We start from the raw sequence: 14,701 nt of genomic DNA, 5'->3' as shown, positions 1-14,701 counted from the left end.
AGTGAGCAACCGCGCTGTGACTAGAGACGACAATCCCTTCGCGCCCCTTCAGCGAGAGGCTGGGGCCGGCGAGAAGATTACACGCAAGAGTCTGACTGCTTGGCAGGATATCCGATACAGACTGAAGGGCAACAAGCTGGCGATGTTCGGCTTCTGGGTGATCATCGTCGTTGTCGCGCTTGCGATATTGGTACCATGGCTGTCTGTGCACGATCACTATTCGAACGACCTGGTGAACAAGAACAAGGCTCCCACTTGGGGGCATTGGTTCGGGACCGACGATCTGGGCCGGGACATGCTTGTCCGAACGATGATGGGCGCGCGCATCTCGCTGTTCGTCGGCGTCATGGCGGCGATCATCGACTTCTTCATCGGAATCATCTACGGAGCGATTATGGGTTACTTCGGCGGCAAGGTCGACGAGATCATGAACCGCCTGTCGGAGATTCTGTACGCGATTCCGTATCTGCTCGTCGTCATTCTGCTGCTCGTCGTCATGGAGCCGAGTCTGACGACCATTATCGTCGCAATGTCGATTACGGGCTGGATCAACATGGCCTGGATCGTGCGCGGGCAGATCATCTCGTTGAAAAACCAGGAGTATGCGCTGGCGTCCCAGGTGCTCGGTGCCGGACATATGCGCATCATGTTCCGCCACCTGATCCCGAACGCGATGGGGCCGATCATTGTTACGGTTACGCTCAGCGTGCCGAGCGCGATCTTCACCGAGGCGTTCCTGAGCTTCCTCGGACTGGGCGTTCAATCGCCTGTCGCTTCGTGGGGCACGATGATCAGCGACAGCATCGGGGCGATGACGATCTTCCCGTGGCGCTTGTTCTTCCCGGCGTTCTTCCTGTGTCTCACGATGTTTGCCTTCAACGTATTCGGGGACGGACTTCGCGACGCCTTCGATCCGAAGCTTAAGAAATAATCCCGCGAAGGAAGGAGAGTGGCCCAGATATGACAACCATGCCAGATATGACAACGATGCTCGAAGTAAAAGACCTGAGCGTCTCCTTCGACGTATTCGGAGGGGAAGTCCAGGCGATCCGCAACGTGAGCTTCGACGTGAAGCACGGCGAAGCGGTGGCGATAGTCGGCGAATCCGGCAGCGGCAAGAGCGTGACGGCCCAGACGGTCATGCGTCTGATCGCGATGCCGCCCGGCCGGGTCAAGAACGGCGAGATCCTGTTCGAAGGGCAAGACCTGCTTAAGCTCAGCGAGAAGGATATGCAGAAGATTCGGGGCAACAAGATCGGCATGATTTTCCAAGATCCGATGACCTCTCTTAATCCGACGATGCCGGTCGGCAAGCAGATCTCCGAAGGCCTCGTCAAGCATCAGGGAATGTCCAAGTCCGAGGCGAAGGAACGCGCGGTCGAGATGCTGAAGCTCGTCGGCATTCCGACGCCGGAAGCGAGGTACAAGCAGTACCCGCATGAATTCTCCGGGGGGATGCGCCAGCGCGTCATGATTGCGATCGCACTCGCCTGCAATCCGTCGCTGCTGATTGCGGACGAGCCGACGACTGCGCTCGACGTCACGATTCAGGCCCAGATTCTTCGCTTGATGAAGCGGCTTCAGGAGCAGCTCGGCACCTCGATTATTCTCATCACGCACGATCTCGGCATCGTCGCGGATGTCTGCGACCGGGTTATGGTCATGTACGCCGGCCAGATCGTCGAGAGCGGGACGACGGAGGAGATCTTCGCGAACCCGAGCCATCCGTATACGAGAGGGCTGCTGAACTCGCTGCCGAAGCTGTCGCAGCGCAAGGACGAGCCGCTTGTGCCGATCTACGGCACGCCGCCCGATCTGATCGCGCCGCCGAAGGGCTGCGGCTTCTGCGACCGCTGCTCGTTCGCGATGAACATCTGCCGGACAACGCATCCGGAAGTGACCGAGCTCGGAGGCAGCCACCAGGTAAGATGCTGGCTTCAGGACCCGCGCGCCGGGCAAGCCGCAGAGCAACGGGAGGTGCACGCATGAGCAAGTCGCTGCTGGATATTAACGGCCTCAGCAAGCACTTCCAGCTTGGGGGCGGCCGCGAGCTCAAGGCCGTTCAGAACTTCACGCTCGATATCAAGAAGGGCGAGACGGTCGGTCTTGTCGGAGAGTCGGGCTGCGGCAAGACGACGGCGGGGCGAACGATCATGCGCCTGTACGAGCCGACAGCCGGTTCCATGATATACGACGGCGTCGACATCGCGAAGCTGTCCAAGCGGCAGTTCAAGGCGTATCGCCGCCGGATGCAGATGATTTTCCAAGACCCGTACGCCTCGCTTAACCCGCGGCTGACGGTGCTCGACATCGTCGGCGAGGCGCTCGACATTCACGGCCTTGCCCACGGCAAGGCGGAGCGGAAGAAGCGCGTCGAAGAGCTGCTCGAGCTCGTCGGCCTGAACGCGGAGCACGCCTCCCGTTACCCGCACGAATTCTCGGGCGGCCAGCGCCAGCGGATCGGCATCACCCGCGCGCTTGCCGTCAACCCGGAATTCGTCGTCTGCGACGAGCCGATCTCGGCGCTCGACGTCTCGATCCAGGCGCAGATCATCAACCAACTGATCGATCTGCAGAAGCAGCTTGGCCTTACCTACCTGTTCGTTGCGCACGACCTGTCGATGGTCAAGTATGTGAGCGACCGGGTGGCGGTCATGTACCTGGGCAAGATCGTCGAGCTCGCCTCCAGCGAGGAGCTGTACGATTACCCGCAGCATCCGTACACGAAGGCGCTGCTGTCGGCCATTCCGGAGCCGGACCCGAGCGCGGCGCGCGAGAAGGAGCGAATCGTGCTGTCCGGCGATCTGCCGAGCCCGATCAATCCGCCGAGCGGCTGCCCGTTCCGCACCCGCTGTCCGGCGGCGACGGAGAAGTGCGCGGCGGAGGTGCCGGAGCTTAGAGAGACGCGTCCCGGCCACCTGGCTGCCTGTCATTATGCTTAATAGCCGCGCGGATGGCGCTCATGCTTCGCGCGGGCGCACAGCCTCGGAAGGTCTTCGGACCTCCGAGGCTTTCTTCGTGCTCCGCCCGGATTTGTGTTAAAATGTCGTTGGTATGTTGGTCATCGGTTATGGGCTATCGCTATGAGCTATGAGCTATGGGCTATGGGCCGTACAGAGAGAAGGAGGGAATGAGAGAGTCTTGGGACACTATCGACTGCTGGCGTTGGACTTGGACGGAACGACACTGAACGACCGGAGCGAGATCAGCGAGACGAATCGGGAATGGATCGCGAAGGCGAGGGAAGCCGGGGTGACGGTGTGCGTGTCGACCGGCAGAGGGTACGACAGCGCGCTTCCGTTCGCGGAATGGCTCGGGCTTGGCGAATCGCCGCTGATCGTCGTGAACGGTGGCGAGATCTGGCGTAAGCCGGGTGAGCTGCACCGCAGGACAACACTGTCGCACGAGAAGGTGATGAAGCTCCATCGCCTGGCGGAACGGCACCCGGAGGCGTGGTTCTGGGCCTATTCCACGCAAGGCATCTATAATAAGGAGAGATGGATCGGCGATACCTATGCGGTCGACTGGCTCAAGTTCGGGTACTACGACGAGAACCTGGAGACGCTCGCCGCCATCCGTACGGAATTGGAAGCTTGGGAAGGGCTTGAGCTGAGCAACTCGTCGCCCTTCAACATCGAAGTGAATCCTGCGGGCATTACCAAAGCGACGGCGATCGAAGAAGTGTGCGGCCTCATCGGCTGCACGATGGCGGAAGCGGTAGCGGTCGGCGACAGCCTGAACGATCTGGCGGCGATCAAGGCGGTCGGACTCGGCGTCGCGATGGGCAATGCGCAGGATGAGGTCAAGGCGGGCGCCGACGTCGTCACCGGCTCGAATCTTGAGGACGGGGTCGCCCAGGTCATTCGCCAATACGTGCTGAGGGTGTGAGAGTATGGATATACTCGGCTGGATTATCATTGTCGTGCTGTTCGTCGTCGGCATGGCCGGAGCGGTGTACCCGGTTCTGCCCGGCGTCTTCGCGATCTATGCGGCGTTCTTCGTGTACGGGCTCTTCTTCTCGTTCGAACCGTTCGGCTTCTGGTTCTGGAGCATTCAGACGCTTATTGTCCTGGCGCTGATCGTGGCGGATTACGTGGTGAACGCCTGGGGAGTCAAGAAGTTCGGGGGCTCCAAGGCGTCCGTCTGGGGGAGCACGATCGGCGTCATTATCGGTCCCTTCGTCATTCCGGCGTTCGGCCTCATCATCGGCCCGTTCGCGGGAGCGCTGCTCGGCGAGCTCATCGCGGGTTCCCCGTTCGACAAGGCGCTTAAGGTCGGCTGGGGATCGCTTGTCGGGCTGTTCACGAGCACGTTCATGAAGATTGTCCTTCAGCTTGTCATGATCGTACTGTTCATCATCTGGCTGATCTAAGGAGGATTCGCATTGATTAAAGTGACGGTCTGGAACGAATTCCGGCATGAACACATTCACGAAGAGGTGCGCGAGGTGTACCCGGACGGTCTTCATCGCGCGATCGCCGACGGTCTCGAGGCGGAAGACGGACTGTCCGTTCGCACGGCAACGCTGCCCGAGCCGGAGCACGGCTTGACGCAGGAGGTGCTGGACGGCACGGACGTGCTCATCTGGTGGGGGCACATGGCGCATCATGAGGTCGACGACGAGATTGTGGAACGGGTGCACCGCAGGGTGATGGACGGGATGGGGCTGATCGTGCTGCACTCGGGCCATTTTTCGAAAATTTTCAAAAAACTAATGGGGACAAGCTGCGACTTGAAGTGGAGGGAAGCGGGCGAGAAGGAACGCGTCTGGGTGGTTGATCCCGCTCATCCGATCGCGGCCGATCTCCCGGAATACTTCGAGATCAAGCCGGAGGAGATGTACGGGGAGCACTTCGACATCCCGGCTCCGGACGAGCTCGTGTTCGTCAGTTGGTTCGAGGGCGGGGAAGTGTTCCGCAGCGGCTGCACCTACAAGCGCGGCCAAGGGAGGATCTTCTACTTCCGTCCGGGCCATGAGACGTATCCGACCTATTATCATCCGCTCGTGCGCCGCGTTATCGCGAACGGTGTGCGCTGGGCGGCTCCTTCGGGCGCGGCGAAGCCGGTCCGCGGCAATCATAAACCGTTAGAATCGTTGGGATGAGCTGATAAGACATGGTGAAGAAAGACTCGTTGATTAAAGGAACAATTATTCTGGCCGCAGCGGCGCTTGTCGCCCGGGTGCTTGGCATCTTCCAGAAGGTTCCGTTGGAATATGTCATGGACGATATCGGCAACGGTTCCTTCGGGGTTGCGAACAACGTTTATTTGCTGTTGCTGATTTTCTCGACGGCAGGAATTCCGAGCGCCATCTCCAAGATGGTCTCGGAGAGATACGAGCTCGGACGGGAAGAGGAAGCCAAGGGCATCTACAAGGCAGCCGTTCGCTTCGGGGTGCTGATGGGGATCGTCATGACGATTCTGCTGCTGCTGCTTGCACCGGCTTATGCTTCCTTCTCGAAGATACCGGAAGCCGCTCTTGCGATACAAGCGATCGCTCCGGCGCTGCTCGTCTTCCCCGTTATTGCCATGATGCGCGGCTACTTCCAGGGACGACAGTTCATGATCGCCGGCGGAATCTCGCAGGTTGTCGAACAAATTGCCCGGGTAATAACGGCGGTCGGCCTCGTCTTCCTGCTGCAAGGGCTCGGATACAGCAATCGAATGATGGCGGCCGGCGGCGCATTCGGCAGCGTCTTGGGCGGCTTGGCCGCGCTGGCCGTGATGCTGTGGTATGGACGGAAGCTGGATGAGAGCGATCGTCGCACGGCTCGCAAGGAGCCGCAGGCCGCAGCCGCTTCCTTCGGCGGTCCGCCGGTGCTGACGAAGACGATGGAGATTTACAAAGCGATTCTGCGAATCTCCATCCCGATTCTTCTGACGGCGATGACGGTGCAGCTTATTTATATTATCGATAATACGCTTCTGGGGCCGCTGTCCGAATGGAAGTTCGGTCCCGAGAAGGTAGACGCCTGGTTAAAATGGCTTGTCACGAACGCCCAATCGATCGCGGGAATTCCGCCTGTTCTTGCGATTGCGCTAAGCACGTCCATTCTGCCGGTGCTGGCTGCCGCTTATGCATCCAGGGACGAAGGGAAGGTGCGCCATCAAGGAACGCTCGCGATGCGCATTGCGATCTTCACGGGGATGCCGGTTGTGCTCGTGCTGACGATCGGCGCCCACGCGGTCAACGGCCTTCTCTTCAGCGAACCGACGGGAAGCGCGGTTGTTGCGATGCTGTGCGGAGGGACGATTTTCCAGATTACGATGATGACGTCCAACTCGATTCTGAACGGAATCAGCCGTCAACGGATCGCCATGGTCCACACGTTGACAGGCGTCGCGGCCAAGCTTGCGCTAAGTCTCGCATTGACGCCCTTCTTCGGCATCTACGGCCTTGTCGCCGCGACGAGCGTCTGCTTCATCTTCGTGACGGCGTGGAACATGGCAACAATCCGCAAGGCGACGGGCATCCGGGCGCTCGGAGACCGTTGGTTCGGGTTCGCATCCACGGTGCTTATCCTTGCGGCAGCCGGTTCGGCGCTCGTCTACTACGGCTTGGAGTGGACGGAACCGCTCGGCTGGAAGTGGCCTTATCTTATCGTTACGCTTGTGCTCGGCCTGTTCGTCTGCGTCGCGTATCTCGTTCTGCTTGTCCTCTTCCGCGTCATTCGCGTGGAGGACCTTGACGGTTATCCTGCGCGCATTCGCAAGCTGCTCGGCCCGCTCGTCCGGCGTCTCGGACGCGCACGGCGCTCGTCGGCGGCTTAAGCCGGAAGAGCTGAAGCGATGTCGTCCCTGAGCGATCGGGGCTCGGCATCGCTTTTTGTCATATCCCAAAACTCCCCTTCCATGGAAGGATATCCATCCCGTCTGTCGAACTAACCATGTTAGGAGTCGTGGAGAGCAAGAACGATTCAACTTAGTAGAGAGCGAGGAGTAACGATGGGCGTGGGATTTAAGAGATGGCTTGTTCCTTCGATGGCCGTGCTGCTGGCTGCCGTTCCGGCGGGCTGCGAATCGGTCGGAGGACTTGACCTGAACAAGGTATTGGTGGAGAAGACGGTGGCATCGGTGTCCGTAGATGCGCAACAAACGACGTCGACGACGATCGGATTCAGCCTGGATTGGAACGACGAGCTGCTGGCGGAGGACCTCGCTGGCGAGAGCGAGGAGGACGCGGCGCAGTTAAAGCGCTGGACGGAGTGGCTGTCCTCGGTTACTTTGAAGCTGAACGGGACGAGGACGGATGGGGATGGCCGGCTGCTCTCGACCGGCGTGCTGTCGTTCGGCAAGGGAGAGATTCCGTTCCGCCTCCATGCGGATGAGTCCGCGCTGTTGATTGAGGTAGAAGGGGCGAAGCGTCCGCTGTATCTCGATCTTGGCGAAGCGGACGGACTCGGAGGCATTGCATCCGGCGGCATGGTCGGGGAATCGCCATGGCTGGGTCTGGCCGGCACGGAGGAAGGCAAGACCCTCGTTCGCTCCGTCGCGACCTACTTTATCGGCCACCTGCCGAACCCGCCTTCGATCGAAGCGAAGGGGACGAGCATCGACCTTAACGGAACGCAGACGAACGTGACCGCCGTTCATGCCGAGCTGAACGGCAAGGATCTGGCGGACCTCGTTCCCGTCTATCTGGACGCGCTGGCGAGCGACGAGGAGGGCCTCAAGAAGCTGCTGACCGAAGTCGCCGCATGGCTCGGGGAGCTGCCTCCGGAGCTGCAGGAAGCGCTCGGGCTGACGGAGAGCGATCTCCCGTCCGAGGAAGATATTGCGGAGACTTCCGGCGAGATGATCGACAGCTTCGGGCAGATGAAGGAGGAATTCGAAGCGTACCTCGAAGAGCTTGAAGAAGACCCGGATATGGGGTTCGAGAAGTCGACGACACTGGTCGCCGACCTGTACGTGGACTCGAGCCTGAGCATCCGCAAGGCGTCCGCGGAGCTTACGATCGCGATTCCGGAACAAGCAGGCTATGGAGCGGTGCCGCTCGAATCGGTCACGATTCGCTTCGACCAGGAGAATTGGGTCGACGAGGACGCGGCTCCGATTCCCGATGTCGAGAAGCCGCTGCGTTCCCTCGGGGCGGACGAGCTGGCAGGCATGACATCGGTCCGCGCGCTTCGCCAGTTCAACAGCGATTCCCTGATCTATGACCTGCTCAAGAACGACTTGGCGATCGACGATACGAGCTTTATGCTGTACCCGGTCGATGTCTGGAACTGGGAAGCCCCGTATTACGAAGACGAGAACGGCGAGATTCTGCTGCCGGTGCGCCAGACGCTGGAGAACTTCGAGGCGAGCGTAACCTACAGCGGCGGCAAGGTGGGCTTCTACGACGAGGCGACTTACCTGCAAGCGGCCCTGTCGGTGGGCAGCGACCAGGTGAAGGTCAACGGAGCCTGGACGACGTGGAGCCATCCGGTCGTCGCGATCGACGGGCTTGCTTACGCGCATGCGGACGATCTGCTCGGGCTGCTCGGCGCACAGATCAGCTTGATAGGAGACGACGAGTCGGGCGAGGTCTATGGCGTCTTGATCGAGCGCGATCTGTAGTCGTATAATGGTCGATAACCGCTAACGACAGCGAAGCGAGAACGACTGGCAACAGGGAGGATTCGACATGCGCAAGATATCGGAGGACGCGGCCTTCCGCGAGCAGATCGGCAAGCCCGGGCTGACGGTGGCCGTCTTCAAGACGACATGGTGCAAGGACTGTCATTTTATCGAGCCGTTTATGCCGGATGTCGAGCAGAAGTATGAGGGCCGAATCTCGTTCGTCGAGATCGACCGCGACGACCTGGCGGACCTGTGCGAGGAGCTGAACATTCTCGGCATCCCGAGCTTTATCGCGTTCCGGGACGGCAAGGAGCTTGTTCGGTTCGTGAACAAGCTGCGCAAGTCCCGCGAGGAGATCGAGCAATTCCTCGATCGCGCCCTCGAGGTGGCGAACGTGCTGCCGTCCTCGGCGGAGTAAGCGGCTCGACTCGGAGCCGAGCAGGAGATTGCGCGAAGGGCCCACCGTAAGAGAGCTTGCGGCGGGCTTCTTCTTTAGTGTGGAAATCATGCGGGAATTCGCCGTTTGTTCACGCGCCTGCGCCCCGGTCAAACCGTCACACTTTGAACATGGTTTTGTGCAGGGGGGTTGGTTATAATGAAGAAGGCCGTGTTGAGCTTACTTTCATTTAGAAATCGGGGATGGGCATGACCTCTAAACGCTATCGTCTTCTGGCTCTCTGGAGCTGCATCGGCATGTTTCTCGTACTTGTGGCCGGTGTTGTCGTTACGAATACGGACTCGGGCCGCGGCTGCGGCACCGACTGGCCTCTGTGCCACGGGAAGTTCATTCCCGCCTACACGCTTGAATCCATGGTTGAATATACCCATCGGGCCGTCAGCGGCCTGGAAGGCATTCTTGTTCTTATTGTGTTCATCGCCACGTTCAAGCTGAAGCCGAAGCCGGAGACGGGGGAGGCGATGTTCCATGCCAGCGGGGCGCTGGTCTTCACGGTCGCGCAAGCGATCCTCGGCATGATGGCGGTCATCTGGCCGACCTCGGACGCGGTTCTCGCCATTCACTTCGGCATCTCGATGATCGCCTTCACCTTCACTTGGCTGCTGAGCGCCTGGGCGAGAAGACGGGTGAAGGAGCAGGAAGCGGGCAATGCCGCACGGAAGCAGACAGCCGCTGCAGCATCCATTCCGGGCTCCCTCTTCCGGGCGACGCTCGCCGTCATCGTTTACTGCTACGGCGTCGTCTATCTGGGGGCTTACGTTCGCCATACCGACTCGGCCGGCGGCTGCATCGGCTGGCCCCTCTGCAACGGGGAGTTCGTGCCCGAGATCAACGGAGCGACCGGCATCGTATTCGCCCATCGGCTTGCGGGCGCGCTGCTGTTCTTCCTGATCCTCGCGCTGTTCTTCTTCGTCCGCAAGCAAGCGAGCCGAACCCACGAGCTGAGCCGCCTCGCGCTCGTCTCCTTCGGACTCGTGCTGGCGCAAGTGCTTAGCGGCTGGCTGCTGACGGCGACGCTCGGCAACGAAGACGCCTACGTGTTCACGAGCTTGCTCCATACGATCATCATCACGGCGCTGTTCAGCTCGATGTCCCTGCTGATGATTCGGGCCAAGCAATTGTCGAGAGCATCGCAATAAGAATGTAATGCAAAAGGCCCGCTGTTCCCCATTATTTTTACACGGGGAACAGCGGGCTCTTTTTATTCATTGAGTAGTTTATTTCGGGCTTCGTCGACGGCCGCTTGGCCGCGCGTCTCTACTTCCGCCAGAGCTTGCGGGATCGAGAGGCGACCGGCAATGGCTTCATCCACAATGTTCTGAGTCGTATCCGCGAAGGCATCGAGGATGGATGCAGGGAAAACGAGATATGGATTGACGGTATACGGCGCCGGGTCCAGTCGAATGAGCGGGGATAGATCGTGTCCTGCAATCGGCTGCATATAAGTTAAATTGGCCGGCAGCCCTCGATTCGGAGCGGCTTGCGCCAAATATGTACTGTTCGTTGGATCGTTTGCAATGAAGGACAGAAGCTTCCACGCCGCTTCTTTATTCTCGGAGGACGAAGCAATCCCATAATTCTCGAATATCGAGTACGAACGGGACAGCGAGGGGGAGTGTGAATCGACGGGAACCGTGACCATCCCCCAGTCGGTGGTTTGGCCATTCGGATATTTAGAGAAGGGCTCGAAGTTGTAGGCCGTCAGGAAGGAAGATTTGGTCATAGCGGCTCGCCCCATGTAGAAGGGGGGATTTAACATGGCGTCGGCATCCGTGCTTTCCTCTTTATCGTAGATAGCTCCGGACTGGAATGCTCGAACCGCTAATTCCCATATTTTCGCCCAGTTCTCGGTGTTCATTGTTATTTGATAAGTGTCGGCATTCAGGTAGGTTAATCCCTCCGTCGCTCCCATATCCAATATATAATTGAGCTCCACGTTCTTGTAGAAGTTCATGTGCATCCCGTACAGCGGCGCGCCTTCCGGAGTCTCGGGCGGGAAGCGCATGGCCAGAAGAAGAACCTCCTCCCAGGTCATCTGATCGTGGGGAACAGGAACATTGTATTGCTGGAATAATGATTTATTGTAATAGAGCGCTTCACTCTGAAAATTAGCAGCCAGGCTGAACAATTGCCCATCTCCGGCCGAACGCAGCATGGTCAGGACAATCGGGGAGAGGGAGTCGATGTCGAATTTGGTCTGCCGAATGAAGGAGTCCAGCTCGACCAATTCGCCATGTTCGATTCTTGTCTCAAGGTCGGGCAGGCTGGCAAGGTAAACAAGATCCGTAGATGGAGCCATTGTCGTATCCATAGTCGAATCTTGAATAACTTGTACGGATATATTGGGATTAGCGTTCTCGAAAGCATATCCGTACAGCTTATAAAATTGCTGGGCGGATGGATAGTTTACGGTTAGGGTGATAGGCTCCTGAGGAGCTGTCGCGCTGCACCCGCTTACAATTAATGCTGCTGTGCCGAGAACGACGAGAGAGAATGAACGTTGCAGCAAAAAATCGACTCCCCTTAAACAAAATCTTCTCCATGGGATTGTCTGCACGGAGCATCACGGACTGGAGTCATTCAGCGCTTCCGCTTGGCTCTGGATGGATTTTAATCCTGCCTCCAATGTAGTTGAATCCGATACTATCTCTTCAAAATACTTGTTAACAATCTCCGGGAGCGAATCTGGCCAGGATGACGCCGATGCCAGACGCGGGCGCATTCTGTAGAATGCCGATATTATCTCGCTATAGGTTGAATCCTGCGAGAATAGCCGAGATAGGGTTGAGAATCCATAGGCAGAACGATATCCCCATCTCGCGACCTTGTCGCTTAATAAAAACGTGAGGATATTCCATGCCTCTTGCGGATGTGGAGAATCAAACGGAATTACCCAGAAACCATCGGCTACGATCGATGAGTTTGTCTCATTTGAGGCGGAAGCCGAAGGAATCGTTGTCATGGACCACCGAAAATCGGGCATTGCTTGTTCAAATATTTTAAATTCTTCATAAGAAATCAAAGCGGCAGAGCGATTCCCTTGTATAAACGGATTGTCGTTGGCCGCATCCAAATGCAGACTTCCGTTCTTTACGGCATCGATGGTCATCTTCCATATTCTGTTCCAAGCAGGGGTGTCAATGGTCACTTCTCCTGTTGCAGAGTCTATCATCTTAAGATTAGAAGACTGTCCAATCATAGTAAGAAAATGAAATGGACTGGTTGCATGAACGGACAGTCCGCCCTCTTTGGGAATGGTGGTTAAAAACTCGTCCCAACTCATTCCATCTCCCGGATAAGGAGATGAGGCTTGATCGTATTGATCTTGGTTATAGATAATAGCTTGACTGTAAAAATTGGAGGGCAACCCAAAAACCTTGCCTTGACCAAATAGCTTTGTGAGTTCGAATACTTGCGGAATGATGCTCTCTTCTATAGAAGGATCTTTCGATAAAGGATTGCCTAAATCGGACAAAAGATTATCGTCAATAAGGCTCTGGAATTGACTTGAATTTACATAAATCAGATCGACAGAATTTGATTTTAGCCAATCCTCTATCGGTGTCCTGCTCTTGATTGCTTCCATTAAAGGAATAACTTCAGTTCGGTAGTCAGGGAATTGTTGTTGAATGAGATTGCCAAATCGTTGATTAAAATTATGTTCAGAAGTGTAACCAATTCGAATGTTTTGGTGTTCAGTATGATAGGGAGGAAGAGTTTGGTTATCTCTGCAACCTGTCAAACAAAGCGATAGTGAAATGACTACTCCAAAAAGCATGATAAGTAATTTTTTCACTTTACCACCTTATTTTCCTTTTTTATAATTGTATTTAAAAAACATAAAAATGTCAATTCAAGTAGTATTGTGGGATATTCAGGTATTCCCTCGGTTTGATCCGAATCGTTAAGACTCAGCGTTATATTTCATATTTAATTCAACGGCAGAAGCGGCGGAGGGGGAGCGTTCTTGGAACGGATGCCGGCCGTTCACCTTCCGAGCGCTTCCTCAGCAGCGTGCCAGCGGGTCTTATCTCCGCAGTCGTCCTCTCCTTGCTCCCGTCAGTCCTTCCATCGGTTGAGCCCCGGGCGCTGGTGAGTTACAATACAAGAATGGACCGTAAGGCGGGAGGCGACGCATGCTGCGATCGATATTCGGCGAGCCGCCCAGGCAATGGGAGGGGCAGCCACTGGAGGCGGTACAGGCCGTCGAGAGGTTTATTCGGCTACTGCAGGAGCAGGAACGGCAGAATCGGGATCAGGTCGTAAAGCGGAGAACGTATGCGATATGGGCGGAGGGCTTGCTGCGCTCCCTGGACGAGCTGGAGCAGAGCGTGTATGCGGCCGGACGGTACGCCGAACGAGTGAAGCGAAGCACGCTGGAGGAGATGTCGGCGGAGGAGAGGCTGGATTATTACCGTCATGTCTATTATGACAAGAACGCTTTCATCCGGGTGTTCTCTCTGCTCGACAAGCTGGGCACGCTGCTCAACGATCTGCTTGAGCTTCGCACGGAGCGGGTGAAGCGTCAATTCTCCTACTTCACGGTGCTGCGGGCGATGCGGCAGAAGAATCAGCACACGAGGCTGGCGTACGGGCTCCAGGAGCTCAAGGAACGGTACGGGGATGCCATGAACCGGTTGCGCAAGCGGCGCAACCTGGAGATTCATCATATGAATTCAGAACTGCAAGACGATCTATTCCAGAGCCTGCACTCCGAGAAGATGAGGATCGACCCTTACTTGGAGAACATCACGCTTAACCTGCGAGACCTGGAGGAGGGCTGGGAGATGGTTTATCGCTCCCTTGCGCTCTCGTTCCGATATGCGTATCCGATCGTTAAATCGTGACAGGACATGCTCATGGGGAGGGGCAACGACCGATCATGAGGCTTGAGGGAAGAACGGCATTGGTGACTGGAAGCGCGAAGGGGCTCGGGCGGAGAACCGCGCTGGAGCTCGCTTCACTCGGCTGCGACGTCGCGGTCAATTACGTGAGCAGCGAGGCGGAAGCGCAGGCTCTCGTCCGGGAGATCCGCGCCATGGGGCGGCGGTCGGTCGCGCTTCAAGGCGACATCGCGATCGCGGAGCAGGCGGAACGCCTGGTCCGGTCGACGGAAGCGGAGCTTGGCGGCGTGGACATTCTTGTGAACAACGCGGGCCCGTTCATTCGGGAACGCAAGCTGTTCGCAGACTATAGCGTAGACGACATACATTATCTCATGAACGGCAATCTGGTCGGCACGATGCTGCTCGACCATCGGGTGCTGCCGGGCATGAGGGCGAGGAAGTGGGGGCGGATCATCCACTTCGGGTTCGGACGCGCGGCGGAGACGAGGTCGTGGCCGCACCGGGCGGTGTATGCGGCTGCGAAGGTGGGGCTCGTCTCGTTCACGAAGACGCTCGCCGAGGAGGAAGCGATCGGCGGCATTACGGTGAATATGGTATGCCCGGGAGACATTCGCGGAGAGCTCAAGGAGATGGGAATCGCCGACGCGCACGGGATGACGGACGAAGAAGCCAAGCGCGGGCGGCCCGGAACCGGAGAGGACGTGGCCCGGGTGATCGGCTTCCTGTGCCTGCCGGAGTCGGACTTCGTGACGGGGAATGCGATCGAGATCTCGGGAGGGTTCGATCCGATCGTGCGGCTCATGAGACGGAGAGGGTAAGCGAGAGGGGGAAAGCA

The 14,701-nt window shown here is 57.7% G+C and carries 14 protein-coding genes; 12 read left to right on the top strand and 2 right to left on the bottom strand.

All coding sequences use genetic code 11. The features are described 5' to 3' along the window. The first annotated feature begins 1 nt into the window (after position 1). The 10 genes from E6C55_RS05925 to E6C55_RS05880 all read left to right on the top strand — a co-directional run bounded on the left by E6C55_RS05925 (position 2) and on the right by E6C55_RS05880 (position 10,158). Positions 2-931 carry an ABC transporter permease gene (locus E6C55_RS05925; RefSeq protein WP_136368872.1) on the top strand — a complete coding sequence of 310 codons (930 nt, stop codon included), beginning with the start codon at positions 2-4 and terminating at the stop codon, positions 929-931. A 47-nt stretch (positions 932-978) separates the two neighbouring features. After that, the gene (locus E6C55_RS05920; protein WP_136369021.1) at positions 979-1,989 is read left to right on the top strand and encodes an ABC transporter ATP-binding protein; all 1,011 of its coding nucleotides are present in this window, start codon (positions 979-981) and stop codon (positions 1,987-1,989) included. Beyond that, positions 1,986-2,942, top strand: a complete 957-nt coding sequence (locus E6C55_RS05915) for an ABC transporter ATP-binding protein (protein ID WP_136368871.1) — start codon at positions 1,986-1,988, stop codon at positions 2,940-2,942. The genes E6C55_RS05920 and E6C55_RS05915 overlap by 4 nt, the downstream gene beginning before the upstream one ends. Positions 2,943-3,141: 199 nt before the next feature. Beyond that, positions 3,142-3,888: a Cof-type HAD-IIB family hydrolase gene (locus E6C55_RS05910; protein WP_136368870.1), complete on the top strand. Its 747-nt coding sequence runs from the start codon at positions 3,142-3,144 to the stop codon at positions 3,886-3,888. 4 nt (positions 3,889-3,892) lie between these two features. Then, positions 3,893-4,372: a DUF456 domain-containing protein gene (locus E6C55_RS05905; protein ID WP_136368869.1), complete on the top strand. Its 480-nt coding sequence runs from the start codon at positions 3,893-3,895 to the stop codon at positions 4,370-4,372. A gap of 12 nt (positions 4,373-4,384) precedes the next feature. Beyond that, complete coding sequence (locus tag E6C55_RS05900; RefSeq protein WP_136368868.1) at positions 4,385-5,104, top strand: ThuA domain-containing protein; 720 nt, start codon at positions 4,385-4,387, stop codon at positions 5,102-5,104. 11 nt (positions 5,105-5,115) lie between these two features. After that, positions 5,116-6,771 (top strand): putative polysaccharide biosynthesis protein, encoded by a 1,656-nt coding sequence (locus tag E6C55_RS05895; protein WP_136368867.1) that lies wholly within the window; start codon positions 5,116-5,118, stop codon positions 6,769-6,771. Between the two features lie 180 nt (positions 6,772-6,951). Then, positions 6,952-8,559: a stalk domain-containing protein gene (locus E6C55_RS05890; protein WP_136368866.1), complete on the top strand. Its 1,608-nt coding sequence runs from the start codon at positions 6,952-6,954 to the stop codon at positions 8,557-8,559. A 67-nt stretch (positions 8,560-8,626) separates the two neighbouring features. Next, positions 8,627-8,980, top strand: coding sequence for a thioredoxin family protein (locus E6C55_RS05885; RefSeq protein WP_136368865.1), 354 nt, complete (start codon positions 8,627-8,629; stop codon positions 8,978-8,980). Positions 8,981-9,255: 275 nt separating this feature from the next. After that, complete coding sequence (locus tag E6C55_RS05880) at positions 9,256-10,158, top strand: COX15/CtaA family protein (RefSeq protein WP_230986559.1); 903 nt, start codon at positions 9,256-9,258, stop codon at positions 10,156-10,158. Between the two features lie 62 nt (positions 10,159-10,220). Here E6C55_RS05880 and E6C55_RS05875 read toward each other — a convergent pair whose 3' ends face one another. Continuing rightward, on the bottom strand, positions 10,221-11,528 hold the full coding sequence (locus E6C55_RS05875; RefSeq protein ID WP_168735482.1) for an ABC transporter substrate-binding protein: 1,308 nt from the start codon (positions 11,526-11,528) through the stop codon (positions 10,221-10,223). A gap of 54 nt (positions 11,529-11,582) precedes the next feature. Then, entirely contained in the window at positions 11,583-12,815 is a 1,233-nt protein-coding gene (locus E6C55_RS05870; RefSeq protein ID WP_136368862.1) for an ABC transporter substrate-binding protein, read from the bottom strand. Positions 12,816-13,155: 340 nt separating this feature from the next. Between E6C55_RS05870 and E6C55_RS05865 the strand changes: the two genes are divergently transcribed. Both E6C55_RS05865 and E6C55_RS05860 read left to right on the top strand, forming a co-directional pair. After that, the gene (locus E6C55_RS05865; RefSeq protein ID WP_136368861.1) at positions 13,156-13,866 is read left to right on the top strand and encodes a Cthe_2314 family HEPN domain-containing protein; all 711 of its coding nucleotides are present in this window, start codon (positions 13,156-13,158) and stop codon (positions 13,864-13,866) included. A gap of 35 nt (positions 13,867-13,901) precedes the next feature. Continuing rightward, a complete protein-coding gene (locus E6C55_RS05860) occupies positions 13,902-14,684 on the top strand; it encodes an SDR family oxidoreductase (RefSeq protein WP_136368860.1) in 783 nt (260 codons plus the stop codon). Positions 14,685-14,701: the final 17 nt, after the last annotated feature.

It is taken from the genome of Cohnella fermenti, from assembly GCF_004801405.1.
GTDB classification, from domain to species: Bacteria; Bacillota; Bacilli; order Paenibacillales; family Paenibacillaceae; genus Cohnella; species Cohnella fermenti.
This window is presented reverse-complemented; position numbering and strand designations above follow the sequence as displayed.